The 25,735-nt window shown below is 72.0% G+C and carries 19 protein-coding genes and 4 pseudogenes; 18 read left to right on the plus strand and 5 right to left on the minus strand.

Annotated features, from left to right (window positions below; genetic code table 11):
• Positions 1-5: 5 nt before the first annotated feature.
• Positions 6-644: a PIG-L family deacetylase gene (locus ABZ624_RS02745; protein ID WP_360081803.1), complete on the minus strand. Its 639-nt coding sequence runs from the start codon at positions 642-644 to the stop codon at positions 6-8.
• Positions 645-676: 32 nt separating this feature from the next.
• Between ABZ624_RS02745 and ABZ624_RS02750 the strand changes: the two genes are divergently transcribed.
• Positions 677-1,312: a DUF1345 domain-containing protein gene (locus ABZ624_RS02750; RefSeq protein ID WP_360081805.1), complete on the plus strand. Its 636-nt coding sequence runs from the start codon at positions 677-679 to the stop codon at positions 1,310-1,312.
• 24 nt (positions 1,313-1,336) lie between these two features.
• Here the strand turns inward: ABZ624_RS02750 and cpt are convergent, their stop codons facing one another.
• The gene (cpt, locus tag ABZ624_RS02755; RefSeq protein ID WP_360081807.1) at positions 1,337-1,882 is read right to left on the minus strand and encodes a chloramphenicol phosphotransferase CPT; all 546 of its coding nucleotides are present in this window, start codon (positions 1,880-1,882) and stop codon (positions 1,337-1,339) included.
• 107 nt (positions 1,883-1,989) lie between these two features.
• Here cpt and ABZ624_RS02760 point away from each other — a divergent pair, with 107 nt between their 5' ends.
• The 3 genes from ABZ624_RS02760 (at position 1,990) to ABZ624_RS02770 (ending at position 8,622) form a co-directional block, all read left to right on the plus strand.
• The gene (locus ABZ624_RS02760; protein WP_360081809.1) at positions 1,990-3,402 is read left to right on the plus strand and encodes an AlkA N-terminal domain-containing protein; all 1,413 of its coding nucleotides are present in this window, start codon (positions 1,990-1,992) and stop codon (positions 3,400-3,402) included.
• Positions 3,403-3,443: 41 nt separating this feature from the next.
• Positions 3,444-4,298, plus strand: coding sequence for an isocitrate lyase/phosphoenolpyruvate mutase family protein (locus ABZ624_RS02765; protein ID WP_360081811.1), 855 nt, complete (start codon positions 3,444-3,446; stop codon positions 4,296-4,298).
• 184 nt (positions 4,299-4,482) lie between these two features.
• A complete protein-coding gene (locus tag ABZ624_RS02770; RefSeq protein WP_360081813.1) occupies positions 4,483-8,622 on the plus strand; it encodes a bifunctional nitrate reductase/sulfite reductase flavoprotein subunit alpha in 4,140 nt (1,379 codons plus the stop codon).
• 32 nt (positions 8,623-8,654) lie between these two features.
• On the opposite strand, the pseudogene ABZ624_RS02775 reads toward ABZ624_RS02770, so the two are convergent.
• Both ABZ624_RS02775 and ABZ624_RS02780 read right to left on the minus strand, forming a co-directional pair.
• A pseudogene (locus ABZ624_RS02775) lies at positions 8,655-9,455 on the minus strand (MFS transporter); the annotation flags it as partial.
• Positions 9,456-9,950: 495 nt separating this feature from the next.
• Positions 9,951-10,166: a hypothetical protein gene (locus ABZ624_RS02780; protein WP_360081815.1), complete on the minus strand. Its 216-nt coding sequence runs from the start codon at positions 10,164-10,166 to the stop codon at positions 9,951-9,953.
• A gap of 365 nt (positions 10,167-10,531) precedes the next feature.
• Between ABZ624_RS02780 and ABZ624_RS02785 the strand changes: the two genes are divergently transcribed.
• The 14 genes and pseudogenes from ABZ624_RS02785 to ABZ624_RS02850 all read left to right on the plus strand — a co-directional run bounded on the left by ABZ624_RS02785 (position 10,532) and on the right by ABZ624_RS02850 (position 24,970).
• Positions 10,532-11,815, plus strand: a complete 1,284-nt coding sequence (locus ABZ624_RS02785) for a molybdopterin-dependent oxidoreductase (protein WP_360082169.1) — start codon at positions 10,532-10,534, stop codon at positions 11,813-11,815.
• Positions 11,816-11,817: 2 nt separating this feature from the next.
• Positions 11,818-12,321: a hypothetical protein gene (locus ABZ624_RS02790; RefSeq protein ID WP_360082171.1), complete on the plus strand. Its 504-nt coding sequence runs from the start codon at positions 11,818-11,820 to the stop codon at positions 12,319-12,321.
• Positions 12,318-12,995 carry a class I SAM-dependent methyltransferase gene (locus tag ABZ624_RS02795; protein WP_360081817.1) on the plus strand — a complete coding sequence of 226 codons (678 nt, stop codon included), beginning with the start codon at positions 12,318-12,320 and terminating at the stop codon, positions 12,993-12,995. Before ABZ624_RS02790 ends, ABZ624_RS02795 begins: the two co-directional genes overlap by 4 nt.
• A gap of 275 nt (positions 12,996-13,270) precedes the next feature.
• Positions 13,271-15,094 carry a glycoside hydrolase family 15 protein gene (locus ABZ624_RS02800; RefSeq protein WP_360081819.1) on the plus strand — a complete coding sequence of 608 codons (1,824 nt, stop codon included), beginning with the start codon at positions 13,271-13,273 and terminating at the stop codon, positions 15,092-15,094.
• Positions 15,095-15,140: 46 nt separating this feature from the next.
• Positions 15,141-15,544, plus strand: a pseudogene (locus tag ABZ624_RS02805) (transposase); the annotation flags it as partial.
• An 8-nt stretch (positions 15,545-15,552) separates the two neighbouring features.
• Positions 15,553-16,764 carry a molybdopterin molybdotransferase MoeA gene (locus ABZ624_RS02810; RefSeq protein ID WP_360081821.1) on the plus strand — a complete coding sequence of 404 codons (1,212 nt, stop codon included), beginning with the start codon at positions 15,553-15,555 and terminating at the stop codon, positions 16,762-16,764.
• A gap of 478 nt (positions 16,765-17,242) precedes the next feature.
• Positions 17,243-18,319, plus strand: a complete 1,077-nt coding sequence (locus ABZ624_RS02815; protein ID WP_360081823.1) for a hypothetical protein — start codon at positions 17,243-17,245, stop codon at positions 18,317-18,319.
• A 103-nt stretch (positions 18,320-18,422) separates the two neighbouring features.
• Positions 18,423-20,237: an Ig-like domain-containing protein gene (locus tag ABZ624_RS02820; protein WP_360081825.1), complete on the plus strand. Its 1,815-nt coding sequence runs from the start codon at positions 18,423-18,425 to the stop codon at positions 20,235-20,237.
• Between the two features lie 106 nt (positions 20,238-20,343).
• Positions 20,344-20,685, plus strand: a pseudogene (locus ABZ624_RS02825) (TOBE domain-containing protein); the annotation flags it as partial.
• A gap of 530 nt (positions 20,686-21,215) precedes the next feature.
• Positions 21,216-21,983 (plus strand): annotated as a pseudogene (locus ABZ624_RS02830) (MFS transporter); the annotation flags it as partial.
• 130 nt (positions 21,984-22,113) lie between these two features.
• On the plus strand, positions 22,114-22,818 hold the full coding sequence (locus tag ABZ624_RS02835) for a response regulator transcription factor (RefSeq protein WP_360081827.1): 705 nt from the start codon (positions 22,114-22,116) through the stop codon (positions 22,816-22,818).
• Complete coding sequence (locus ABZ624_RS02840) at positions 22,815-24,272, plus strand: HAMP domain-containing sensor histidine kinase (RefSeq protein ID WP_360081829.1); 1,458 nt, start codon at positions 22,815-22,817, stop codon at positions 24,270-24,272. The genes ABZ624_RS02835 and ABZ624_RS02840 overlap by 4 nt, the downstream gene beginning before the upstream one ends.
• Positions 24,273-24,329: 57 nt before the next feature.
• The gene (locus ABZ624_RS02845; RefSeq protein ID WP_360081831.1) at positions 24,330-24,734 is read left to right on the plus strand and encodes a hypothetical protein; all 405 of its coding nucleotides are present in this window, start codon (positions 24,330-24,332) and stop codon (positions 24,732-24,734) included.
• A complete protein-coding gene (locus ABZ624_RS02850) occupies positions 24,734-24,970 on the plus strand; it encodes a hypothetical protein (protein ID WP_360081832.1) in 237 nt (78 codons plus the stop codon). Before ABZ624_RS02845 ends, ABZ624_RS02850 begins: the two co-directional genes overlap by 1 nt.
• A gap of 76 nt (positions 24,971-25,046) precedes the next feature.
• On the opposite strand, the gene ABZ624_RS02855 is transcribed toward ABZ624_RS02850, so the two are convergent.
• A complete protein-coding gene (locus ABZ624_RS02855; protein ID WP_360081834.1) occupies positions 25,047-25,625 on the minus strand; it encodes a TetR/AcrR family transcriptional regulator in 579 nt (192 codons plus the stop codon).
• Positions 25,626-25,735 lie beyond the last annotated feature (110 nt).

A 25,735-nucleotide genomic window follows, 5' to 3' on the forward strand; every position in this document is an offset into this window, starting at 1 on the left:
CGACGCTACGAGGTGGGGCGGAAGAGGCCCGCGACGGCATCGTACGAAGTCGCCGCGCGGGCCTCCACGAACCATTCCCGGCCGAGCAGCCGACCGAAGACGGGGACCGGCAGACGCACCGGCACCCTCATCACGGCGGCAAGCCGACCCGTGCCCGAGACCTGTGAACGGTGGGCGGCCAGAGCTGCCTGCTTCCGCGCGGCGAAGCGTCGGACATCGACGGTGTGGGTGACGGCCGCGCGCGGGGTGTAGCAGGTGCGCACCGCGTCCGGGTCGAACCGCAGAGGGATCCTCAGCAGGCGCACCAGCTTCACCAGGCGTGCCACCCCGTCGCGCGGCATGGTCGCCTCCTCCGTGTCCGCCCGCACGAAGCGTGCCCGGTCCGGCGGATAGGGATACAGGATCGCGCCGTGGCCGCTGTCCGCGTACCCCGGGTGCACCACGCGCTGCACGCCCAACGCGGCAGCGGCGGCCCGGAGTTCGGCCAGACGTGGCGTTTCGCCGGCCGGTGCGGCGTCCATGAGGCCGTCCGTGGCGACCACGATCACCACGCGGTTCCCCTCGGCCGCGGCGCGCGCGAGCGTGCCGCCCGTCAGGAGCACCTCGTCGTCCGGGTGGGCGTGAAAGGCCAGGACGGTGGTCATGAGCCCATTCTGACGCCGTTATCTTGTGTTGCATGAGCAAGTGGCTGCCGCTGTCCGCGGTTCCCAGGCTGGCCGGCGCGATGGTCGTCGGAGCGGCAGTCGGTGCGACCGTCGGTGTGGTGACGCGCCCATCGCTGGGGATCCTCGCCGGCACCGCGGCGACGGAAGCCGTCTTCGTCGTGTCGGGCTGGCTGGTGCTCTGGCCGATGGACGCCGCCGCGACCCACCGCAACGCCCGGCGTGAAGAGCTGCGGCCCGTCGTGGAAGAGCTGGTGGTGGTGGCCGCCTCGCTGTGCGGGCTGGTCGGGATCGTGCTGCTGCTCCTCCTGAACAAGGCCGGAGCCGGTCATGCCGCTGCCCCGACCGCGCTCGCCGGTGTGTTCCTGGCATGGGCGGCACTGCATCTGATGTACGCCACCCGCTACGCCCGCCTCTACTACGACGCGTCCGTCGGCGGGATCGACTTCAACAACGACCAGCCGCCCGCCTACCGGGACTTCCTCTACTTCAGCTACAACCTCGGCATGACCTACCAGGTCTCCGACACCGCCGTCTCCAGCCCGATGATCCGCGCGATCGTGCTGCGGCACACACTGCTGTCCTACCTGTTCGGCACCGGCATCCTGGCCACCACCCTCAACCTGGTCGCGAGCATGGTCACCAGCTGACACCAGCGGTCTGCCCTCACCCACTCAGCCGGTGCCGGAGCCGACATGTGCGGCGATGGTCCGCGCGCACTCCATCGACTCCGTCCGTGTGGTGTCCACTTCCAGGTCGTAGGTCACGCCCCGATGGACCACTTCCGCCTGGGAGGCGGCCATGCCGGTGGTCCGATCACCTCGGGCGACCTCACGGCCTGCGGCCACCGCGGCGTCGCACCTGACACCGACCCACAGCACCCGCAGGTCACCGAGGGCTTTGCGCCATCGCTGCTGTGAGTACGCCCCGCCGAGGAAGACCTCGTCGACGATGACCCGGGCGCCCGCACGGGCCATCGCGGCGACCCCCTCGATCCAAGCCGCTTCCAGCGTCCGGAACTCCGGCCCGACGCTCACCTCGCCGTCCGGAGCGAACGCGATCCCGTCGGCCGATGTGTGCAGGACGGCCGGCATCGCATCGACCAGTGTGTCTGTCCCGAGAGCCAGCCACGGGTCCGGCAGCACGGCCTGCAGGCACCGGGCGATCCCCGACTTCCCCGAGCTGGAACCACCGTTGAGCACGATCACCTGAGTCGTCATCGCGCCACGCTAGAGGCGCCCGGGCACCGCTCACAACGGATTTCGCGGCGGGACACACCCCGGACGACACCAGGACCGCCGGGCCGGCCCGCCCGGTGCTCACGATCATGTCCGAATCTGGCCAGCGCCGGGGCCAACTGATCGTCTACAAAGGGGACATGACGACGTACTCGGCCGTGGTGACCACCGGCATCTACTGCCGGCCGGGCTGCGGGTCAAAGCCGTTGGCGGAGAACGTGCGGACGTTCGAGCACCCGGCGGCGGCCGAGGCGAACGGCTTCCGGGCGTGTCTGCGGTGCCGGCCGTACCGGGTGGCCGGGCCGATCGCCACGGACGTCCCCGAACTGATGTGCAGAGCGGTGCAGTTGATCATCGTGGGAGCGCTGGACACGGGGACCGAGGCCGAGCTCGGTGCCCGACTGGCCGTGTCGCCCCGGCATCTGCGGCGGCTGTTCACCCGGCACCTCGGGGTGACCCCGGACCAGCTCGCCCGCTCGCGCCGCGCGCACTTCGCGCGCCGCCTGCTGGACGACACGGATCTGCCGGCGGCCGATGTGGCGTTCGCGTCCGGATTCGGCAGCGTACGGCAGTTCAACCGGGACATGCGGTCCGTGTTCCGGGCCGCGCCGCTGGAACTGCGCGGCCGGCGCCGACGGGCGGACCGGCTGGTGGCGGACGGCGGGCTGGTGATGCGGTTACCGTTCGCACCGCCCCTGCACTGGCCGGCACTGCTGGCGTTCCTGGCCGAGCGGGCCGTACCGGGCGTGGAGTCGGTGCAGGAGGGTGTGTACCGGCGCACGATCAGCCTGGACGGCGAGGCCGGGCTGCTGGAGGTGCGCGCGGCCGGCGCGGACCATCTGCTGCTGCGGGCCCATCTGCCGTTCTGGGAAGGGCTGATCCATGTCGTCGAACGCGTCGGCCGGATCTTCGGCGTGGCCGCGGACATCGCCCCGGCGGAGTCCGCCCTCGCCGCAGATCCACTGATCGGCCCGCTGATCGCGACCCGACCGGGGCTGCGGGTGCCCGGCGCCTGGGGAGCCTTCGAGATCGCCGTGGACGCCGTGCTCGGCCAGTACGCCGCACGGCCGCGGGTGCGGGAGCAGCTGGCGGCCCTGGTCGCGGCGGCCGGACAGCCGGTTCCCGGCCTCGGCCACGGCCTGACGCACCTCTTCCCGTCCGCCCGGACGGTGGCCTCGACCGACCTGAAGGGCGCCGGACTGCCCGAGGCCACGGCGGACACGCTCGCCGCCCTCGCCCGGGCCGCCGCACGGGACGACACGCTGTTCGACGGAGGTTCCTGCCTGGCGGACTTCCTGCGTGCCGTGGAGGCCGTCCCCGGCGTCACCGAGGACACCGCACACCGGATCGCGCTGCGCCTGGGCTACGACGACGCCTTCCCTGCCGCGGATCACGCCGACGCGCGGACACCGGGGGGCGAGGCGGGCGCCGGATGGCGCCCCTGGCGCGCCTTCGCCGCGACCCACCTGGCCATGGCGGAACTCCCCGCGTTGACCGCCTGACCGAACCGACTCGACAGCCATCAGTGCCGAAAGGATTCATCATGGAGACTGCCCAGCGAGAACTGGCCGACGCCCTGCGCGCGCTGCACAGCGCCTCCGACGGGCGCGCGCTGGTGCTGCCCAACGCGTGGGACGCCGCGAGCGCCGCGCTCATCGCACAGGCGGGTGCCCGGGCCATCGCCACGACCAGCGGGGGTGTCGCCTGGTCGGCCGGCCGGCCCGACGGCCATGGTCTGACCCGGGAGGAGATGGCCGCGGCCGTACGCCGGATCGCCGACGCGGTCGACGTGCCGGTGAGCGCCGACATCGAGGGCGGTTACGGACCCGGTGCCGACGATGTCGCGGCCACCGTCCGCGCGGTGATCGCGGCCGGTGCGGTCGGTGTCAATGTCGAGGACTCGCAGGCGCCGGGCGGGCCGCTGTACGACGTGTCCGCTCAGGCCGTACGCCTGAGCGCGGCCCGTTCCGCCGCCGAGGAGACGGGCTTGCCCGGTCTGTGGATCAACGCGCGCACGGATGTGTTCCTGTTCGGCATCGGCGCCGCGGAGGAGCGCGTGGAGCATGTGCTGACCCGGGCGAAGGCCTACGCCGACGCGGGCGCCGACAGCCTGTTCGTCCCCGGCCTCGTGGACCTGGACACGGTGGCCGAACTGGTCCGCCGCAGCCCCTTGCCGGTCAATGTGATGACGGGTCCGGGCGCGCCGCCGGTGACGGCGTTCGAGGCGGTCGGCGTCCGCCGCGTCAGTGTGGGCACCGCGCTCGCCCAGACCGCGTACGGGACCGTCCAGCGCGCGGCCGCCGAACTGCTGGACGCGGGCACCTACGACGCGATGCGGGGCGCGGCCGACTTCGGCACCGTCAACAACGCCGTCACCGCCGCACACGCGGCGCGCTGACGCCCGGTCCACCGTCTGTCTTCAGCACCACCCGCGCGCGGAACCCCGTGCTCACACCCGCCTGCCCGGCCCTGTGCGGTGCGCGTAACCCCTGACGATCAGGCGGGGAGACACCCACGTAATGAGCGGTTCGTACGGTCACGGTAGGTCAGAGCAGGTGGAGCACAGCGGAGGGGAGGCGCCCGTGGCCGCGCCGGGCTCACTGAGCGAGGGCACGACGAAGGTGCGGACGGTCTGCTCCTACTGCGGAGTGGGCTGCGGCCTGGTCCTCGACGTCGGCACGGGACCGGACGGCCGGCGTACGGTCCTGAAGGCGTCGGGGGACAAGGAGCACCCGGCGAACTCCGGCCGGCTGTGCACCAAGGGCGCGACCACCGCGGACATGCTCGCGGCCCCGGGCCGGCTCACCACCGCCCTCGTCCGGCCGGACCGAGGCGAGGAGCCGCAGCCGGCGCCCATGGCGGACGCCGTCGCCGAGACCGCCCGCCGGCTGCGCGCGATCGTCGACGAGCACGGCCCGGACGCGGTCGCCTTCTACGTCTCCGGACAGATGAGCCTGGAGGCGCAGTACCTGGCGAACAAGCTGGCCAAGGGCTTCATACGCACCAATCGGATCGAGTCGAACTCCCGGCTGTGCATGGCGAGCGCCGGCGCCGGGTACAAGCTGTCGCTGGGAGCGGACGGGCCGCCCGGCTCGTACCAGGACTTCGACAAGGCCGATGTCTTCTTCGTCATCGGCTCGAACATGGCCGACTGCCATCCCGTTCTCTTCCTGCGGATGATGGACCGGGTGAAATCGGCGGGCGCCAAGCTGATCGTCGTGGACCCGCGCCGTACCGCCACCGCCGACAAGGCGGACCTGTTCCTGCAGCTCAGGCCCGGCACGGACCTGGCCCTGCTGAACGGGCTGCTGCACCTGCTGCACGAGAACGGCCACACCGACCCCGGCTTCATCGCCGCACACACCGAGGGCTGGGAGGCGATGCCCGCCTTCCTCGCCGACTACCCGCCCGCCGCCGTCGCCGAGATCACCGGCGTCCCCGAGGACGACATCCGCGAGGCGGCCCGGCTGATCGGCGAGGCGGGGGAGTGGACGAGCTGCTGGACGATGGGCCTGAACCAGTCCACGCACGGCACCTGGAACACCAACGCCCTGGTCAACCTGCACCTCGCCACCGGCGCGCTCTGCCGCCCCGGCAGCGGACCCTTCTCCCTGACCGGGCAGCCCAACGCCATGGGCGGCCGGGAGATGGGCTACATGGGGCCGGGGCTGCCCGGACAGCGGTCCGTGCTCGCCGACGCCGACCGGGCCTTCGTCGAGGAGCTGTGGGAGCTGGAACCGGGCACCCTGCGCGCCGACGGCGTCGGCAGGGGCACGGTCGAGATGTTCCGCAAGATGGCCGACGGGGACATCAAGGCGTGCTGGATCATCTGCACCAACCCGGTCGCCTCCGTCGCGAACCGCAAGACGGTCATCGAGGGCCTGGAGGCGGCCGAGTTCGTCGTCACCCAGGACGTGTTCGCGGAGACGGAGACCAACGCGTACGCCGACGTGGTCCTGCCCGGCGCCCTGTGGACCGAGACCGAGGGCGTCCTGATCAACAGCGAGCGCAACCTCACCCTGGCCCGGCCGGCCACCGATCCGCCCGGCGAGGCGACGGCGGACTGGCGGATCATCGCCGCCGTGGCCCGGCGGATGGGCTACGAGAAGGGCTTCGCGTACGACAGCGCCGAGGAGGTCTTCGAGGAGATCAAGCGTGCCTGGAACCCGGCGACCGGCTGGGACCTGCGCGGTGTGAGCTACGAGCGGCTGCGACGGACGCCCGTGCAGTGGCCGGCGTCGAGCGCCGACGGCCCCGACCGCAACCCGATCCGCTACGTCGGCGAGGACGGCTCACCGACCTTCCCGACGGCGAGCGGACGTGCCGTCTTCCACGCCCGCCCGCACATCCTGCCCGTGGAGATGCCCGACGACGACTACCCGTACCTCCTCAACACCGGCCGCGTGCAGCACCAGTGGCACACCCTGACCAAGACGGCCAGGGTGGCCAAGCTCAACAAGCTGAACCCCGGACCCTTCGTCGAGGTGCACCCCCAGGACGCGGCCGGACTCGGCCTCGCCGAAGGGGACTCGGTGGAGGTCGCCTCGCGGCGCGGGCGGGCCGTGCTGCCGGCGGTCGTTTCGGACCGGGTGCGGCCGGGCTGCTGTTTCGCGCCGTTCCACTGGAACGACCTGTTCGGCGAGTATCTGAGCGTCAACGCGGTGACCAGCGACGCCGTCGACCCGCTGTCGTTCCAGCCCGAGTTCAAGGTGTGCGCGGTGTCGCTGACCAGGGTGGCCACTCCGGTGACAGTGCGGGCTCCGGCCCCGGCGGGCACGGCGGCCACGAGCCCGACGGCCGCAGCGGGCACGGCACCGCCTCCCCCCGCCCTTCCCACCCCGTCCGCTTCCGACCCGTTCGGACTGGAGCCCACGCCGCCCCCGGTCCTGGCCGCACACGAACGCCGCTATCTGACCGGCTTCCTCGCCGGTATCCCCTCCGGCTTCCCAGGCGTACCGGTGCTGCCGCCGGACGCCCCGTTCAGCCCGGAGCACGCCCTGTGGGTGAACGGCGTACTGGCCGGGATGTACTCCAGGACGCAGCCGGCGCCTGCCGCCGGCGGCCCCCCGCAGCCGACCGCCGACTCCCCGGGCCGCCAGGTCGTGATCCTCTGGGCGTCCCAGACCGGGAACGCGGAGGAGTTCGCGACCACGGCGGCGGAGCGCCTCACCGCGGACGGCCATCCCGCCGCCCTCCTGCCCATGGCGGAGGCGGACCCCGCCGCGCTGCCGTCCGACGCCGACCTGCTGCTGATCACGAGCACCTTCGGCGACGGCGACGCCCCGGACAACGGCGCCGGATTCTGGGACTCCCTCGCCGCGCCCGAGGCCCCGCGACTGGGGGGCAGGCGGTACGCCGTCCTGGCCTTCGGCGACTCCTCCTACGACGACTTCTGCGGCCACGGCCGCCGCCTCGACCGGCGCATGGCGGAGCTGGACGCGGTACGGCTGACACCACGCACCGACTGCGAACCGGACTACGAGACCGCCGCCGGCGCCTGGCTGGACCAGGTGCTCGCCGCACTGCAGACGACCGAGCAGCCAGCCCCTGCCGCTCCCTTCGCCCCGGCGCCGGCAGCCCCCGCGCCTCCCCGGCCGAACCGCCCCGCCCCCGTCACCGCCCGCCTCACCGGCAACCGCCTGCTCAGCATGCCCGGTGCGGGCAAGGAGGTCCGGCGCTTCACCTTCGACACCCGCGACAGCGACACACCGCTTGTCTACGAGGCCGGGGACGCCCTGGCCGTGCACCCGGTGAACGGGCCGGAGCTGGTGACGGAGTGGCTGGCCGTCACCGGCCTGGACGCGGGCGCGGCCGTACAGGTCAAGAACGTCGGAGAAGTCCCCTTCGCCGAGGCCCTGCTGCGCCATCTGGACATCACCCGCATCACCCCCGACCTGCTGCGCTTCGCCGCCGGCCGCGCCCGCGACCCGCGCGAGCTGCGCAAGCTCCTGCGGCCGGACAACAAGGGCGAGCTGGCGCGGTGGTCCTGGGGACGCCAGGCCGTCGACGCGGTCGCCGAGTTCGGCATCCGGGCCGGGGCACAGGAGTGGGCCGACGTGCTGGGCCGCCTGCAACCCCGCCTGTACTCCATATCGTCCAGCCCCCTGACGGACCCCCACCTGGTGTCGCTGACCGTCTCCGTCATCCGCTACGAGAACCTGGCCGGCCGCACCCGCCAGGGCGTGTGCTCGCCCTTCCTCGCCGACGCCGAGCCGGGCACGCCGGTACCGGTCCGCGTCCAGCGGGCCCCGCACTTCCGCCCGCCCGCCGACCCGGCCACACCGGCGGTGATGGTGGGTCCCGGCACGGGCATCGCACCGTTCATCGGCTTCCTGGAGGAACGCCGCGCCCGCGGCCACCGGGCCCCGAACTGGCTGTTCTTCGGCGAACAGCACCGTGCGACGGACTTCTACTACGAGGAGGAGCTGGCCGGGTTCCTGGCCGAGGGCACGCTCACCCGCGTGGACACCGCCTTCTCCCGCGACCAGCGCGCGAAGGTCTACGTCCAGGACCGGATGCGCGAACACGGTCCCCTGCTGTGGTCCTGGCTCCAGGACGGCGCCCACTTCTACGTCTGCGGCGACGCCTCCCGCATGGCCAAGGACGTCGACCGGGCCCTGCGGGACATCGCCACCCTCCACGGCGGCCTCGACGAGACGGAGGCGGCGACGTACGTCAAACAGCTCGCCGCCGACAAGCGCTATGTGCGGGACGTGTACTGAGCGTCACCCTGGTGTCTTCCCTGGGGGCGGGGTCAGGGCTGCCGGGTGTGCACCGGGTCGTCGGCGACCGCGTCGGGACACCTCCGGTGCGGCGGGCGGACCCGCCGGTCGCGCTGCCAGTCGAACGCCGCCAGTGCCAGCGCCGCCGCCATGCCGACGAGGGCGGCGCCCAGCGCGGTGACGAGGGCGGCGCGGTAGTCGTTACTTCTGCCGAGCACCAGGTAGAAGAGGCCGGGCAGAGCGGCGGTGCCCACCGCGGCGCCGAGCCGCTGCCCGGTCTGCAGGGCACCGCCCGCCGCGCCTGCCATGCGCACCGATACGTCCCGCAGGGTCATGGTGATGTTGGGGGAGACGACGAAGCCGCCTCCGATGCCCCCCAGGAACAGGACGGGGACGGCGGCCCAGGGGGCGATGCCGAGCGGCGCGAAGCGGAGCAACAGCGCGGTTCCGCCCAGGCCGACGATCACACCCGTGAGACCGCACACGGTGAGCAGGCGGCCGTACCGGTCCACCAGCCGGCCGGCGACCACGGCCGCGCTCGCCGAGCCGAGGGCGAAGGGGGTCACGGCGAGGCCGGAGCGGAGCGGGGAGAATCCCAGGCCGTGCTGGTAGAAGAGCGCGAAGACCAGCCAGACGCCGCTGAAGCCGATGAAGTACAGGGTGCCGACGCCGGCGCCGACGGCGTAGCCGCGCACGGTGGTGAACAGACGCGGGTCGAGCAGCGGCTGGGTGCCGCGGCCGACGAGCCGGTGCTGCCACCGGGTGAAGACGGCGAGGACCGCGCCGCCGACGGGGACCAGCCACCAGAGGCTGCCGATGCCGCCGGAGTCCGCTGGGGACGTTGATAGAAGATCTAGCGTTTGGGTGTTTCCTCAGGTCAGGACCCTGGCTGCCGCCTCCGGGTCAGCAAAAGGTCAGCATCGGGCCGGACGGTGTCCGGCTTGCTGACCTGCACCCGTGGCAGGGGTCTGCTGCGCCGAGTGTGGTTGTTCCAGACCGACCCGTTGCCCGCACCCGTACACGATTCGGTTCAGGGATGCTCTCGGTAAAACAGCGTGAAGAGGCCGGCTTCGGGACGCAGGACGAAGCGATCGAGCGCCTGACGCAGATCTACGCGGAGAAGAGTGAAGACAGCGTCTTCCGTTGCCGCGGCTGGCCGTGCACTCGGGCAGCAGACGGTCGCGGAATACGCGAAGCAGTGGCGGCCCGGGCAACGGAGGATGACGGAGTACTCCATCAACGTGCACATCATCCCGCGTCGCGGATCGCGAAAGCTGAACTCCCTCCCCCCGATCGTGGTCGAGCGCTTTCTGGGGACCCGTGAAAGGTCAGCCGGCGGTTGGCCTCGTGTTGAGGACGGTGACGACAAGTAGGGAGGTGAAATTGGCCAGGACGGGCGGCGACCACTGGCGCAGAACCCCGTACAGCATGGTCTGGGCCACCGTGGAGGCGACGCCGATCACGACGAACCAGAACATTTCCCTGGTCAGCGCGGTGCGGCCGAGCCAGGTGGCGGCGCTGCCCCGTGCGCTGAGGCGTCGCACCCCACCATCGTGAGGCCACCGTGCGACCGACCCGTCGAGCCGTGCGGAGCGCCGGTTCAACCGTTCGGCTGACAGCAGACACCCGCCTGCGCGACAGGCACGGAGAGCCGACCCGAGCGGTGCCAGTTTGTAGCTGACGATTTGACAGGCACTGACGGAGCGGCGGGGTCCGATCCACACGCTGAGAGACGGTCTGGGAATAGGGGAGGCAGTCGTTGGACAGTGACGGACGGCCACCGGCCGCGGGCTCCGGCGGGCCGCAGCGGCGGGGATCGGACGAGGGCCACGCGCAGGGGCGCCTCAAGCGCGTTCGCGCTGCCGCGGCGGCGCGGGCCACCAAGGGGGCCGTTCGTACCAGGGCCCTCGTGCGCCGGGCCGAACAGACTCCTCCGCCCCCGGGGCCGTTCCGTCCTGGATTCTGGCGCAGTCCGATCCGCGGGCCTTGGCTGACATCGGTGTTCGGCCTGGTCCTCCTGATCGGCATTCCGCTGCTGTTCATCACCGGACTGCTCTCCTACGCCTCCTACAACCCCGGGCTGAGCCCCCTCAACGACGAGACACCTGACAAGGGTGTCCTGGGCTTCTACCTCTTCAGCTGGCCCACACACCCGTACTGGTTGTACCGGCTGCTCCAGGGCGTGCATGTGACGCTGGGTGTGGTGCTGGTGCCGGTGCTGCTGGCCAAGTTGTGGTCGGTGATCCCGAAGCTGTTCGAATGGCTGCCGGTACGCTCCGTCGCCCACGGCCTGGAGAGGCTGTCTCTGCTGATGCTGGTCGGCGGCGTCATCTTTGAATTCGTCACCGGCATCGTCAACATTCAGCTCTACTACGTCTTCCCGGGCTCGTTCTACCGCCTGCACTTCTACGGCGCCTGGGTGTTCATCGCCGCCTTCGTCGTCCACGTGTGCCTCAGACTCGGCCGGATGACGCGGGCTCTGCGCTCGCGCAGCCTGGGCGCCGAACTGCGCACCGACCTGGCCCACACCGTGCCCGAACCACCCGATCCCGACGGCCTGGTGGCAGCTTCTCCCGCCCCGCCGACGATGACCCGCCGCGGCGCGGTGGGCATGGTCGGAGCGGGATCGCTGCTCCTCCTCGTCGTGACCGCCGGACAGAGCATCGGCGGACGGCTGCGCGCCACCGCGCTGCTCGCACCGCACAACCGTGATCCGGGCGGCGGGCCGAACAGCTTCCAGATCAACAAGACGGCGGCGAAAGTGGGCGTAACCCCCGCTCTCGTCGGACCCGACTGGCGGCTGGAGGTGTACGGACGCGGAGCACCGCGGGTCTTCACCCGCGAGCAGCTCCTGGCGATGCCCCAGCACGCCGCTGCACTGCCGATCGCCTGCGTGGAGGGATGGTCCACCGAAGACCAGCACTGGAGCGGACTCAGGCTGGCCGACCTCGCCGCCCTGGCCGGACTGCCCGACGCCGCAAGCGTCATGGTCAAGTCCATCCAACCCCCCGGTCCCTTCACCAGGGTGGTGCTGCGGGGCAACCAGATCCACGACCCCCGAGCGCTACTCGCCCTCCGCGTCAACGGCGCGGACCTCTCCCTCGACCACGGCTACCCGGCCCGCATCATCGTCCCGGCCAACCCCGGCGTGAACAACACCAAGTGGGTCCACCAGCTCACCTTCAGGGCGTGACCATGGCACGATTCGTCCGCTGGTACGGCTCCGGCCCCCTGCACCTGCTCGTCCTGATCGCCTCTTTCGCCCTGACCGGCTACGCCATGGTTCGCCTGTTCGCAGTCCAGCCCTGGGAGGTGGCGATCTGGTTCGTCGGTGCGGCGCTCCTCCACGACCTCATCCTCCTGCCCCTGTACTCGCTCGCTGACCTGTCGGCCCTCTCCGTGCCGCGCCACCGCGCCGCCGGCCGACCGTCCCTCCCGTGGATCAACTACCTGCGCGTCCCCGCCTTCCTGTCCGGTCTGCTCCTGCTGGTCTGGTTCCCCCTTGTCTTCCGCCTAGCGGCTCCCTACCCCGGTGCCACCGGACTGTCCTACAGCGTCTACCTCGGCCGATGGCTGGCAATCACCGGCGTACTCTTCGCAGCCTCCGCGCTGGCCTTCGCGATGAGACTGCGCCGCGTACGCCGGGCCGGCCGCGGCGACGAGAGCCGACCCGCCGCAGGGCATGGCGCAGCCTCGTGACAACGGACGAGGACGAGCTGTACGACGCCGACGAGGACCCCTACGCGCTCGCGCTGAGACCCGGCAGTGAACCGGTGTACCTACGGTTGGCCGACGGGCGCCGGATCCGGATGCCGGTCCACCGATGGCACGAGCAGCCCACGATGGCCGACAAGACCGTACTGGAACGCTGCATCGGCCCCGTCCTCGATGTCGGCTGCGGCCCGGGCCGCATGTGCAGAGCGCTCCTGAGCCGGGGAGTCTTCGCCCTCGGGGTCGACATCACACCTCGCGCGGTCGCCCTGACCACCGCTCTGGGCGGGCTCGCACTGTGCCGGTCGGTCTTCGACCGGCTGCCGGCCGAGAGAGGCTGGCAGACGGTGCTGCTCATCGACGGCAACATCGGCATCGGAGGCGACCCTCATGGCCTGCTGCGCCGCTGCGGCGGCCTCATCGCCCCCACCGGGCGCCTCGTCGTCGAGGCCGACCCCGACGACGTCGAAGAGCTGTGCACCGCCCGGTTCGAGAACCTCCAGGGTCAGAGCGGTCCGTTCTTTCCCTGGGCGCGGCTCGGACGACGAGCGCTCCACAGGATCGCCGCCGATCTTGCCCTCAGCGTCACCGACCAGTGGGGATACGGCCGCCGACGCTTCCTCGCCCTCGGCCGCCCGGATGCGGCCTCGGGACCTCGCTGACGACGCGGGGCCGGCCACGCGGCGGCGGGGAGACACGACGTGCGCCGACCGGACGCCGAGCGCGGCACCAGCTCGTGCCACTCGGTCGGAGCAACCGTCGGCAACCGGCACGTGCGATCCACCGCTCGTGCTGATTGGCTGGAGGTGAATCCGCTGTTCAGGGAGGCTGGGATCCATGTCACCCGTCAGGCACCTGGAGAGACCTGCGGCGCAGGCGACTGCTCACGTCGTCCCGGCCGGGTCGCGTCCTGCCCGAGGTGGACGGGCTGCGACGCATGAGTGCGCGACCGATCGGTGACCACGCGCTGCTGTCCGACTGCCGCTCGGCCGCGCTGGTGACCTCCGACGGCTCGGTGGACTGGCTGTGCCTGCCCCGGTTCGACAGCCCGGCGATCTTCGCCCGGCTCCTCGACGAGGACGCCGGCCACTGGTCCATCCGTCCTGTCACCGGCCCGGTCGAAATCAGCCGCCGTTACATCGAGGACACCCTCGTTCTGGAGACGGTGTTCCGCACGACCGGGGGCACGGTGGTCCTGCGGGATGCCCTTGCCCTGGGACGGCGCGAACGCGGGCACGCGCTCGGCACCGCTTCCCCCGGCATGCTGCTGCGGCAGATCACCTGCACCGAAGGGCGGGTGGACATCGAGATCGACTACGCGCCGCGCCCGGAGTTCGGACTCGTCCACCCACTCCTCTCGGCCGTGCCAGGTGGGCTTGCGGCGTACGGGGGCGCCCATGTGCTGCTGCTGTCGAGCCCCGTCGACCTGCGGATGAGCGGCTCCACGGCTCACGGCCGAATCCCGCTCTCGGCGGGGCACCGCCTCGGATTCGCCCTGCACGTCGGGACGGCGTGGGAGAGGGAGTCGGCGGCCTGGCGGACCGGACGGATCCGGCGTCGCATGTCCGACACCGTCGAAGGCTGGCGCTCCTGGTCGAAGCTCCACCGCGGCTACGTCGGCCCCTGGCAGGACGAAGTCAGCCACAGTGGACGCGTGCTACGGGCCCTGACCTTCGCACCCACCGGGGCCATCGTCGCCGCAGCCACCACCTCTCTGCCCGAGAAGACGGGCGGAATGCGCAACTGGGACTACCGCTACACATGGGTCCGCGACGCCAGCTTTACCCTGCAGGCACTGGCCACGGCCGCCTGCGAGAAGGAGAAGAACCGGTTCTTCGGCTTCCTCGCCCGGGCCGCGGCAACCCAACTCGACCGCGGCGCCGATCTGCAGATCATGTACGGCATCGGTGGAGAACGTGATCTGAGCGAGCGGCCCCTGCCTCACCTGACCGGCTGGCGCAACAGCGGCCCCGTTCGGATCGGCAACGACGCCTGGCGCCAACGCCAACTCGACGTCTACGGCGAACTCCTCGACGCCGCCGCCCAGACCCTTCCGCCCGATGAGCCTCTCGACCCAGCCACCCGCACCTTCCTGCTCCAGGCAGCCGAGGCAGCCGCCCAGCGGTGGACCCAACCGGATCAAGGCATCTGGGAAAGACGTGGGCCCAGCAGACACTTCCTCCACTCGAAACTGATGTGCTGGGTGGCCCTGGACCGCGCCATCAGCATGGCCCCTGCCCTCCAGGCCGACGAACGCCTGCCCCACTGGCAGCACGAGCGAGATCAGATCCGCCAAGCCATCGAACAACGCGCTTGGAACCCCAACCTGAGCGCCTTCACCCAGGCATTCGACACTAATGACCTCGACGCCTCCGCACTGATGCTGCCCATCGTCGGCTTCCTGCCACCACGCGACCCCCGCATCCAGTCCACCGTGCTGGCCATCGCCACCCAACTGACCGACGACAACGGCCTGGTCCGCCGCTACCTCACCGACGAACTACAGGGAGAAGAAGGCGCCTTCCTGCTGTGCACCTTCTGGCTTGCCCAAGCCCTCGCCCTCACCGGCCACACCACCCGTGCACGACACGCCTTCCAAACCGCCCTCGCACACGCCAACGACCTCGGCCTGCTGGCCGAGGAGACCGACTCCACCACAGCAGAAGCCCTCGGCAACTTCCCCCAAGCCTTCAGCCACATCGGTCTCATCAACGCCGCTCGCGCGATCCGCGATGCCGAGCGACAAGAAGCACACGCCTAGGGACGACGTAATGTCGTGATCAATCTTGCCGGTCCGGATCTGTAATCAGTTCGATGGGGTGATCTGGCGGTTCCGGTCCGGTGCCCAGTGGCGTGAGATGCCGGGAGAGTTCGGGCCCTGGGCCACCGTCTACGGACGCTTTCGGGTCTGGCGGAACGCCGGTGTCTTCACCGCGCTTCTGGAGGGTCTGATCGCCGAGGCCGCCCGCCAGGGGAAGGCGGACTTGTCCCTGGTCAGCGTGGACTCCACGACCGTCCGCGGCCACCATGACGCCGCCGGGCTGCGCATCGGCAAGGAGGTCATGGACGTCCTGGAGGAAGCCGCCGCCGAGGAGGAACAGGCCCGGCAAAAGGGGGCGGCGACGCGGGACAGAACGGGCAGAAGGACGGACGCGACCCCGAGCGGGAACAGCGGCGACGCGTTCGGCGAGGGCGCAGGCTCCGGTTGAAGGTGGGGGCATGACCGTCCTCGTCGCAGACCCGGACCCGGTGACCACCTCGTGCCGAGAGGTGCCGTGGGCGCGTGCACGCGAACTGGCTCATGCGGTCCCCGCGCCCCTGCCCGGCCGGCACGTCCCGCTCGCGCGAGCGGCCGGACTGACGCTGGCCGACGCGCTGCGGACGCACCAGCCTCTGCCCGGCTTCGACACGGCGGCCATGGACGGCTACGCGATCGGCCCCGGTCCTGGTCCCTGGCGGCTGCGGGGAGCGATACGCGCGGGCACTGCCTGGACGGGCGGGACGCTGGGGCCGGGGGAGGCGGTAGGGATCTCCACCGGGGCAGCGGTCCCGGCTGGTGCGCGGGCGGTGATCCCGCTGGAACAGACGCGACGGGCCGGCGATCTCGTCAGCGGACCGGCCCCGACCGACGGCAAGCACATCCGACGCACCGGCGAGGACGCCCTGGTCGGCTCTTCCCTTGCCCCGGCCGGCACCCGCATCGGCCCCGCGTTGCTGGGCCTGGCCGCGGCCTGTGGCTACGACACCCTGCCTGTACGACCCCGCCCGCGCGTGCGAATCCTGATCACCGGTGAGGAGCTGATCCACAGCGGCCGCCCCGCATCCGGCCAGGTACGCGACGCACTCAGCCCGCTCCTGCCGCCTCTCGTCGAGGTCCTGGGCGGCGAGACCGTCGGCATCGCTCACGTGCCTGACCGGCCCACCGGATCCCTGGCCGCCGCCGTGCCCTCCATGCCGTGCACCGACGCGGCCGTGACCGTCGTGACCGGCTCCACGTCCGTCAGTGCCACCGGCCAACTTCGGCCGCTGCCGGCCGACTCGGGCGCCCGCTGGGTGGTCGACAGGGTCGCCTGCCGCCCCGGACACCCCCAGCTTCTGGCGCAACTCCCCGACGGGCACTGGATCGTGGGCCTGCCCGGCAATCCGTACGCGGCCCTGACCGCCGCGCACACCCTCCTCGCCCCGCTCCTGGCCGGCCTCACCGGACGTCCTCTGCCCTCCCTCCCCCGCATTCCGCTGACCGGGGATATCCGCACCACGCCCGGCCGCACCCGGCTGATCCCGGTCACCTGGGACGGCGCCACCGCCCGCACCCTGGGCGGTCACCGCCCCGCCTTCCTGCACGGCGCGGCCCTCGCCGACGCCCTTGCCGCCGTGACACCCGACTGGCGGTCCGGAGAATCAGCACCGTTGATCCTGCTGTCTCAGTAGCTGTGTTTCCGATCTTGAGCGGTGTACGTCGAACGAGAGTCTCGATCGGGTGATCGCGGTAAGCGCCCGGCATGGGAACAGAGCCTCTCGTGATCGACTCCCAGTCGGTCAAGGAGGACGCCGTCGTCGGGTCAGACGGACGCGGCTTCGACGGTGGCAAGTGCCGCGGCGGCGTTGCCGGCTCGCGTGAGCGACGCGCAGGTTCAAGGCCGAATGGCCGTCCTATGTAGCATCTACCAACCGATCCTGTGTGATTCGCCTGTAGCTGCGGTTGTGGCGGACTGTTACTGTCCGCGTCTGCGAGCCGCGTTGAGTGCCGACTCGTACGGGTTCCGTCTCCCGCCGTCCAAGGCTCCCCAGCCGCCCCCGGACCCGTGGCGGCCGCTCCCCCCGAAGCGGTCGGTTCTTCTCCTGCACGGCATTTTCTCCGCGCTGCCATGCCCCGTGCGCAGCGCTGCGATCAGAGAGGAAGAGTCCGATGAAGACGAAATTCCTGCCGCGCCTGGTGGCCGGCAAGGGGATGGTGATGGCCGCTCTGCTGGCCCTGGTTGTGCCCGGGGTCGCGTACGCCAACACCGTGAGCGTGACCGTGAGGACCCCCGGCGCGACCGCCGGGCCCACCACCACCTTCTCCGAGATCTCGACCCATGCGGACTGCAGCAGCGGTCTCGTCTCCGGCGGCGGTCTGGAGCAGGCCATCGGTACCGGTACGTCGTCCAACGGCAACCATGTGATGGGCACCGAGCCCAGCTCGGACGGCTCCACCGAGTACACCGGCACCACTGGTGTCGTCGGCACCGACGACACGCACTGGCTCGGCATCGGCGGCAGTGGCGGCGCGGTGAACAGCTCGTTCTCCACGACCCCCTATGCGGTGTGCTTCACCAGCAATCTGATCAACCACACCCAGATCGTCATGAACAAGGCCGCCGGGCCGACCGCCGCCGCGACGCCGGTCGCGGTCACGGCGACCTGTCCGGCCAACACCGTGCTGCTCGGCGGCGGCGCCCGGACCACCCCGGCGAGCGTCGGCAGCCTCAAGCCGATCGCGAGCTTCCCCACGTTCCACAACTCCGGGCACGACTACGGCTTGAAGGCCGCGGCCGACGGTGAGACCAACCCCGACTCCTGGACGGCGGTCGGCTGGAACGGCGGCGGTGGCGGCACCACGAACGAAACATACGCGTACGCGATCTGCAGCGGCAGCGGCATCAACGTCAGCGGCGTGACGGTGAAGGTCCACTACAGCGAGGTGACCACCTCCTCCTCGGCGGGCGCGAACACCGTCGTGACGGTCGGCTGCGGCGCCGACGGCAACCTGGTCAGCGGCGGCGCAGGCGCCAGCGGCGGCAACGTGACGACAACCGACTACACCGGTCCCGGCTCGGGCGGCGACCACCTCAACGGCAGCTTCCCCAGCGGCTCCAACGGCAACCCGGTCGGCGACGGAACCACCACCGCCTCGTACTGGTCCGCGGACGCCCACGCGGGCGGTGCCGGCTCCGCCAGCACCTACGCGGACGTCTGGGCGCTCTGCGCCAACGACGGCGCCTGATCCACCGGTTGATCCCGCTCCGCAGGCGGGCCCGGCCCGCCTGCGCAGCACCCGTTCCCCCATCCCAGCTGCCCACAGGGCCGGAGAAACAGTGTCCACACCCATGAGCGACAGCAGCCCGACCTCCCGTCGGACCGTATTCAGATCCAAGATGATGTCGGCGGCCGGCACCACCGGCCTCGTCGCCGCCACGATCGTGCCCCTCACTGCGGCCGTCGGCGCGGCGAGCGCGGCCGAGCCCTGCGGCACCAGCGGCGTCTTCACCACCTCCCCGCAGCCCACGTGCACCTACACCTCCGTGGGCACGGACACCTTCACCGTCCCGGACGGCGTGAGTGCGGTCGACGTCGACCTGTTCGGTGGCGAGGGCGGCAGCGCGGCGGGCTACATCGACCCGCACCCGGCGATCTCCGGCGCGCCCGGCGGTCTCGGCGGCGAGACCCGCGCGACCCTGCCGGTGGCCCCGGGCCAGACCCTCCAGCTCACCGCCGGCGCGGCCGGCATCCCCGGTTCGTCCCGGCACGGTGAGTTCGCCCGTCCCGGCGGCACCGGCCACGGGCGAGGCGGCGGTGGCGCGCACGGCGGCGGCGGTTCGGGCGGCGGCGGCTCGGACGTGCGCATCGGCGCCTTCGGCGGCTTTGACCGCGTCCTGATGGCCGGCGGCGGCGGTGGCGCGGGCAACGGCGGCCCCATGCTGCAGGGCGGCGCCGGCGGCGGTCCGGTCGGCCAGGACGGTGGCCAGAGCAACGGCCCGCTCGGCTCCGGCCTGGCCGGTGGCGGCGCTACCCAGACCGCGTCCGGTCACGGCAACCCCAACACCCTGAACGGCGGCCCCGGCACCCCGGGCATCGACCTGGACCCGATCACCAGCGAGCCCAACCCCGGCAGCGGCGGCACCGGCGGCAACGGCGGTGCGGGCGGTCCCGGCGGTGGCGGTGGCGGTGGCGGCTGGCACGGCGGTGGCGGCGGCTCCGGCGGCGGCAACCCGGGCTATTTCCCGGGCGCGGGCGGTGGTGGCGGCAGCAGCTACGCGGATCCGTCGGCGACCAACATCGCGCTCCTGCAGGGCGTCAACCACGGCAACGGCAAGGCGATCGTCACGTTCCAGTACGGGACGTCGGTCACGCTCAGCGCGGACACAGGCACCCCGCTGTTCGGCCACGCCGTCAGCGTGACGGCCACGGTGGCATCGGCCAACCCGGGCGCGGGCACACCGACCGGGTCGGTCACCTTCTCGGACGGGACGACCACGCTGGCGACCGTGCCGCTCAACGGTGGAAGGGCGACCTTCACGACCAGCAAGTTCCAGCCCGGGGCGCACAGGATCACCGCCACCTATGGCGGCGACCCCACCTTCACGGCCGGCGCCACGAGCGCGCCCACCGACCTCACCGCCGGCTTCAGCCAGCCGTGCATCACGGACCACGACGGCCCGCTGACCGTGGCCGCCGACCAGTCGCTGTGCATCGCCCCCGGCGCTACGCAGAACGGCCCGGTGCAGGTGCAGCCCGGCGGAGCGCTGGCAGTGTCGGGTGCGCAGATCAACGGCCCGGTGGCCTCGTACGGCGCCCTCGCCGTCACCATCTGCCACTCGACCCTCGACGGGCAGGTAACCCTCGGCGGCACCAGTGGCTTCGTGCTGCTGGGCGACGGTGAGGGCACCAACTGCGCGGGCAGTGCCTTCAAGGCCCCGCTGACCCTCGACGGCAACACCGGCGGCCTTGAGGTTTCGTCCAACACGATGTCGGCGCCGGTGAGGATCATCGACAACAGTGGCAGCGGCCTGCTGTCCGAGGACCTCGTCCCGGAGTTCGAGGGCAACCAGGTCGGGGCGCCGCTGCGCTGCGCGGGCAACTCACCCACCCTGCAGCAGTCGGGCAACACCGTGAACGGGCAGCGCAGCGGCCAGTGCAAGTGAGTTGAGCCCACAGCCCTGTCCGGCCGACTCGCCGGACAGGGCATCGCGCTCAACTTGCGAGGCTTGCGGCAGTGCCGGCGTCGGGGCCTGACCTAGAGTTCGCTCTGTGCCGTCGTACAGCATTGGGCAGGCCGCGAGGCTGCTGGGCGTGAGTGCGGCGACCGTTCGGAGGTGGGCTGACGCCGGACGGCTGCGTATGGACCGGGAAGGGCCGGGGAACCGCGCGATCGACGGAGTAGGCCTGGCCGCGTTCGCGAAGGAACGGGCTGCGGGGATGCATTCGTTGCGGCAAGGCCCCCCGGTCACATCCGTACGCAACGCGTTCCGGGGGATCGTGACCCGCGTGACGCTCGACGACGTCGCCGCGCAGGTCGAGGTCCAGTCGGGACCGCACCGCATCGTCTCGCTCGTGACGCGGGAGTCCGTCGAGGAACTCGGCATCGAGGTCTGGGTGAGGGCGGCGTGGAGCCCGGTGGGCTCCCCGGCGGGGCCGCTGACCCCGGCGTACAGCGGAGTGTCCGGTCGGCAGCCGTTGAGCAGGGACCAGGGCTCGTCGAGCCGGAGGGTGTCCTCGTCTCTCATGCGTACGACAGCGAGGGCTTCGGCGTCCATCGTTGTGCCGACCGCGAAGACCGTGGCGGGGAGGTGCTGAAGCGCCTCTCTGAGCGCTTCCTTGGCGCCACCGTCCGCGAGCCGCCCGCCGGTGGTCGTGACCACGACCCGCCAGGGTCCCTCGGCGAGCGGCCCGCAGGACTCGAGGGCATTCGCCAGCGCTCCGGCGGCGGCGTCGCCCAGGTCGACGAGGGCGATCAGCTCCTGCCCGGTCCGTCGCCGGGCCGCGTACGTGCGGTGGTGACGGTGTCGGTACTGGCCGATCACCTCGGCTATCTCGTGCAGCGCTCGGGGAGGCGCTCCGCCCACCTGGGGCATATGGAGATACCAGGCGTCGTACGGGGTGGTCTCCGCCTGGACGCGCAGCGTCTGGACGAGACGCCCGCCTTCCAGAAGCTGGAGGACGGTCACAGCAGGGCGAGTGAGGCCGCCGACACGCTGGAGCCCTCGGCCACGGCCGACCTCGGCACGATCTTCACCCGCTACTGGCGGCCGCTGCTGTTGTGTCTCGCGCTCGTCGCGGCGTACAACATCACCGACTACATGCTGCTGTCGTACATGCCGACGTACCTGTCCGACGAGCTCGGCTACGGGACCCGGCACGGACTGCTGATCCTGCTCATCGTGATGGTCCTCCAGATGTGTGTCATCAACCAGGTCGGACGGCTCTCGGACCGCTTCGGGCGCAAGCCGCTGCTGATGACGGGGATGCTCGGCTTCCTCTTCCTGTCCGTGCCGTCCTTTCTCCTCGTCCGGCAGGGCGACGTCCTCCTCGTCACCCTGGGGCTGCTGCTGATGGGGCTCTCGCTGGTGGCGATGCTCGGCACGATGTCGGCGGCGCTCCCGGCGATCTTCCCCACGCAGGTCCGCTACGGGTCCCTGTCGGTCGCCTACAACCTCTCCACGTCGGTCTTCGGCGGCACGACCCCGCTGGTGATCACCGCCCTGATCAGCGCCTTCGGTACCAATCTCATGCCGGCCTACTACGCCACGGCCGCCGCCGTGGGCGTCGTCGCCGTGCTGTGCATGAGGGAAACCGCCAACCGGCCGCTGGCCGGCTCTCCGCCCTCGGTCGAGACGGAGGAAGAGGCCGCCGAACTCGTCCGGGTCCGTCTCCCCGGCCCCGGGCTCTGATCAGTCGTCGGCGGCCGGTGAGGTCCGGACGCTGTCGGTGGTGCGGTTCTCGGTGGGCGGTCGCCGGACGGGAGCCGGCACGGGGCGGTTGCCGCAGGACGTACCCTGACCGGGCGATGAGGGAGGGTGCATGAGGGACAGCGCGTGCCCCGGTGCGGTGCTGGTCGTCGACGACGACGCGGCGATCCGGCGGTCGCTGGAGCGTGGCCTGAGGCTGAACGGCTTCATGGTGCGGACCGCGGCTGACGGCCCCGGGGCGCTCACCGCGATCGAGACGGAACCGCCGGACGTCCTGGTGCTCGATGTGTCGATGCCCGGTATGAGCGGCATCGAGGTGTGCACGCGGCTGCGCGACTCGGGGCGGGACCTGCCGGTCCTGATGCTCTCCGCCCTCGACGAGACCGCCGACCGTATCGCCGGACTCCAGGCCGGCGGCGACGACTACCTGGTCAAACCGTTCGCCCTGCAGGAACTGGTGCTGCGGCTGCACGCCCTGCTGCGCCGCAGGCCGCCCGTCGACCGGGCGGTGCTACGGGTGGCGGGCCTGCTCATCGACCCGGCGGCGCGCACCGCCGAGCGGGACGGCTGCCCGCTGGACCTGACCCGTCGCGAGTTCGAACTCCTCGGGGTCCTCGCCCGCAACGCCGGGCTCGTCCTGACCCGCGACCAGCTGCTGGAACGCGTGTGGGGCTACGACTTCGACGTGCGCACCGACGCCGTCGACACCTTCGTCAGCTACCTGCGGCGCAAGCTGGAGGCGGACGGCGGTCCGCGGCTGATCCACACCGTGCGCGGCGTCGGCTTCGTGCTCAGAGAGGCCCGGGACACGCCGTGAGACTCTCGACCCGTATCGGCCTCGCCGTCGGCTGCACCGTCCCGCTGCTGGTCCTGGCCTCCGGCTGGCTGCTGCTGCACCTGGTCGCCCGGGATCTGCACCGCACCGAGGACCGGCATCTGCGGGAGCGGGCCGCGGCCATCGCCCCGGATGCCCGGTCGCTGCTGCGGGCCTCGGAGAACGGCCGGCCCAAGGCCGCCGACACCAGGGAACGCAAGCTGTTCAGCGCGGCCCTCGACGTCGGCGTACGCGTCGTCGGACCGGATGCCGACTTCAGCGGCGGCCCCCAGCCCGGTCCGTCCGTGACCCTTCCGCCGCGGCCCGCCGGCCCGGTCACCGTCCGCGACGGCGCCCGCAGCTGGCGAGCCCTGGCCCGGCCCGTCCGGGGCACCACCGGAACCCTGTGGGTCTTCTCCACCGACACCGCCGACCGCACCCAACTCCGGCTCGTGCGGCGCCGGGTGGTCCTCGCCGCGCTCCTCGCCGCGCCCCTGTCCGGCCTGCTGGCCTGGGGCCTGGCCGCCGGAGCCAGCGCCCCGCTGCGCCGCCTCACCCGCCGTACCGCCGGCCTCGACCCGCGCACCAGCAGCGCCCGGCCGGCCGACCGGCGCTCCGGGGTGAGTGAGGTCGACGAGCTGGCCGCCACCCTGCGGACCGTCCTCGCCCGCTACGACGAACAGGCCGCCCGCACCGCCGAGGCCCTGGACACCGCCCGCTCCTTCTCCGCCGCCGCGGCGCACGAACTGCGCACCCCGCTGATGAGCATGGGCACCAACCTCGACATCCTCGCCGACCACCCGGGCCTGCCCGCGCCCGACCGCGCCGAGGCCCTCGACGACCTGCGGCGCGAACACGCCCGGCTGCTCGGCCTGTTGGTGATGCTGCGCGAGCTGGGCCGCGGGGACCTGGTGGAGGCGGAGGCGTTCCGCCCCGTCGACCTCGCCGACGTGGCGGACGCGGCCGTCGCCGAGGCCCGCCGCCGGGCCCCGGACGCCGACATCATCCTGGACGCCGCCCCCGGGCTCACCGTGCACGGCTGGGAGCCCGGTCTCAGGCTGCTGCTGGACAACCTGCTCGGCAACGCCCTGGCCCACGGGCGGGACGCGCGCGGCCGGGCATGGGTCCGGGTGGGCGCGAGCGCCACCGCGGACCAGGTCGCGATCACGGTGGACGACCACGGGCCCGGCGTGCCGCCCGCCGCCCGCGGCCGGATCTTCGAGCGGTTCCAGCGGGGCCCGGACAGCGCGGGCTCCGGGCTCGGCCTGACCCTGGTCGCCCAGCAGACGGCGCTGCACCGGGGGAGCGTCACGGTGACGGACGGACCCGGCGGGATCGGCGCCCGCTTCGCCGTACGGCTGCCCTCGGGCGGCGGCGGGCTGCCGGACCGGCGGGACTGGCTCATCGGCACAGCCGGGGCGAACCGGTCACAGAGTTTCCCCAAAGACGCTCCCTAACCTGCTCCGCGACGGACGGCAGACCTGGCCGTCCGCCGGAAGCGAATGGAGAGGCAGATGAACGTACGACGACGGACGCGCACACTGCTCGCGGGGCTCGCCGTGACAGCGGTCCTGGCGGGCGCGGCGGGGACCGCCTCCGCGGCCGACAGCACACCCACCGCGAAACCGGCCGGTGACGGCGCCCACGCACTGTGCAAGCGGGTGCCGAAGATCGACCGCCGGATCGAACGGGCCCTGAAGCGGCTCGACGCGGGAGCCGGAACGCGCGGCTCGGTGGCGCGGCTGCAGAAGCGGGTCGACAACGCGAAGAAGGCCGGCCACACCGAGATCGCCGGCTTCCTCCAGGACCGGCTGGACTTCCGAAAGTCGCTGCGGACCAACCTGGAGCAGCGACAGAAGGACCTGGCGGCCGTCAAGACGTGGTGCGCGGCCAACGACAACGGGAAGGCGGCGAGCTGATGCGGGCCCGGCGCCGGGCCCTGACGCTGACGGCGGCCACCGCGCTGGTGGTGGTGCTCGGCGCGGGCTGCGCCCACCACGACGGCGCCTCCCCGAAGGCCACGCCCGACGCCGCCTCCGGCACGGCGCCGTCCGCCGGGCCCTCGCAACTGGCCGAGATGCAGAAGAAGGTGAACGCGGCCGAGTCCGCGGCTGCCGCGGCCGACCGGGACGCGGCGGGCACCGTCGACCGCTGACCCCGGACGGGGGGCGCCGCACGGCGCCCCCCTCCGGCACGTCCCGTCCGTCCGGCCGCCGTCGGCAGGGCCGCCGTCAGGTGCCGGGTGCCCCCGTGCGCAGGCCGTCCATGATCAGGTCGAGGAGCCGGGTGGCGCGGGTCCGCCAGTCGTCGTGCGGGGCGAGCTGCCACAGGCCCGCGATGGCGAGGAGGAAGTCGTCCGCGGTGACTCCGGGCCGGATGGTGCCCGCTTCGTCGTTGGCGCGCAGCAGGAGCTCCGCCGCGGCCGTCACCGGTGTGGGGGGCGGCTTCCCGGGGCCGCCCGGTGCGCTGGTGGCCTGCCGGATCGCCTCGGCCAGCCCGGCCTTGGTCATGGCGAACTCCGAGAGCCGGTCCATCCAGGCACGCAGGGCCTCCTCCGGCGCCCGGGTCCGGAGCAGATGGGCCGCGGCGTCGGCGACCTGCTGCATCTCGTGGCGGTAGATCTCCAGGACGAGCGATTCCCGGTTGGGGAAGTTCCGGTAGAAGGTGCCCTGTCCGACACCGGCCTTCTTGGCGATCGCGCTGAGCGGGGCGTCCGCGCAGCGCGACAGTTCGATGATCGCCACTTCCAGGATGCGCTCGCGGTTGCGCTGTGCGTCCGAGCGCCGGGGTGATTCCTTCTGCTGCGGCACTCGTCCTCCTCGAGGGTCGTGGCCGAACCTCGCCCTTGCTAAGCGGACAGCTGTCCGTTACGTTTTCAGGTACCGGACAGCCGTCCGGTTGCGTCCACCATAGCCGCGGA

The organism is Streptomyces sp. NPDC007205 (assembly GCF_040634095.1).
Lineage (GTDB): Bacteria > Actinomycetota > Actinomycetes > Streptomycetales > Streptomycetaceae > Streptomyces.

Excerpts from the sequence above, each read along its gene's own strand:
- ABZ624_RS02845 (WP_360081831.1), top strand. The coding sequence starts at position 24,330 with ATGAACGTACGACGACGGACGCGCACACTGCTCGCGGGGCTCGCCGTG.
- ABZ624_RS02820 (WP_360081825.1), top strand. The coding sequence starts at position 18,423 with ATGAGCGACAGCAGCCCGACCTCCCGTCGGACCGTATTCAGATCCAAG.
- ABZ624_RS02850 (WP_360081832.1), top strand. The coding sequence starts at position 24,734 with ATGCGGGCCCGGCGCCGGGCCCTGACGCTGACGGCGGCCACCGCGCTG.
- ABZ624_RS02750 (WP_360081805.1), top strand. The coding sequence starts at position 677 with ATGAGCAAGTGGCTGCCGCTGTCCGCGGTTCCCAGGCTGGCCGGCGCG.
- ABZ624_RS02745 (WP_360081803.1), bottom strand. The coding sequence starts at position 644 with ATGACCACCGTCCTGGCCTTTCACGCCCACCCGGACGACGAGGTGCTC.
- ABZ624_RS02815 (WP_360081823.1), top strand. The coding sequence starts at position 17,243 with ATGAAGACGAAATTCCTGCCGCGCCTGGTGGCCGGCAAGGGGATGGTG.
- ABZ624_RS02810 (WP_360081821.1), top strand. The coding sequence starts at position 15,553 with ATGACCGTCCTCGTCGCAGACCCGGACCCGGTGACCACCTCGTGCCGA.
- ABZ624_RS02835 (WP_360081827.1), top strand. The coding sequence starts at position 22,114 with ATGAGGGACAGCGCGTGCCCCGGTGCGGTGCTGGTCGTCGACGACGAC.
- cpt (WP_360081807.1), bottom strand. The coding sequence starts at position 1,882 with ATGACGACTCAGGTGATCGTGCTCAACGGTGGTTCCAGCTCGGGGAAG.
- ABZ624_RS02760 (WP_360081809.1), top strand. The coding sequence starts at position 1,990 with ATGTCCGAATCTGGCCAGCGCCGGGGCCAACTGATCGTCTACAAAGGG.
- ABZ624_RS02765 (WP_360081811.1), top strand. The coding sequence starts at position 3,444 with ATGGAGACTGCCCAGCGAGAACTGGCCGACGCCCTGCGCGCGCTGCAC.
- ABZ624_RS02800 (WP_360081819.1), top strand. The coding sequence starts at position 13,271 with ATGAGTGCGCGACCGATCGGTGACCACGCGCTGCTGTCCGACTGCCGC.
- ABZ624_RS02790 (WP_360082171.1), top strand. The coding sequence starts at position 11,818 with ATGGCACGATTCGTCCGCTGGTACGGCTCCGGCCCCCTGCACCTGCTC.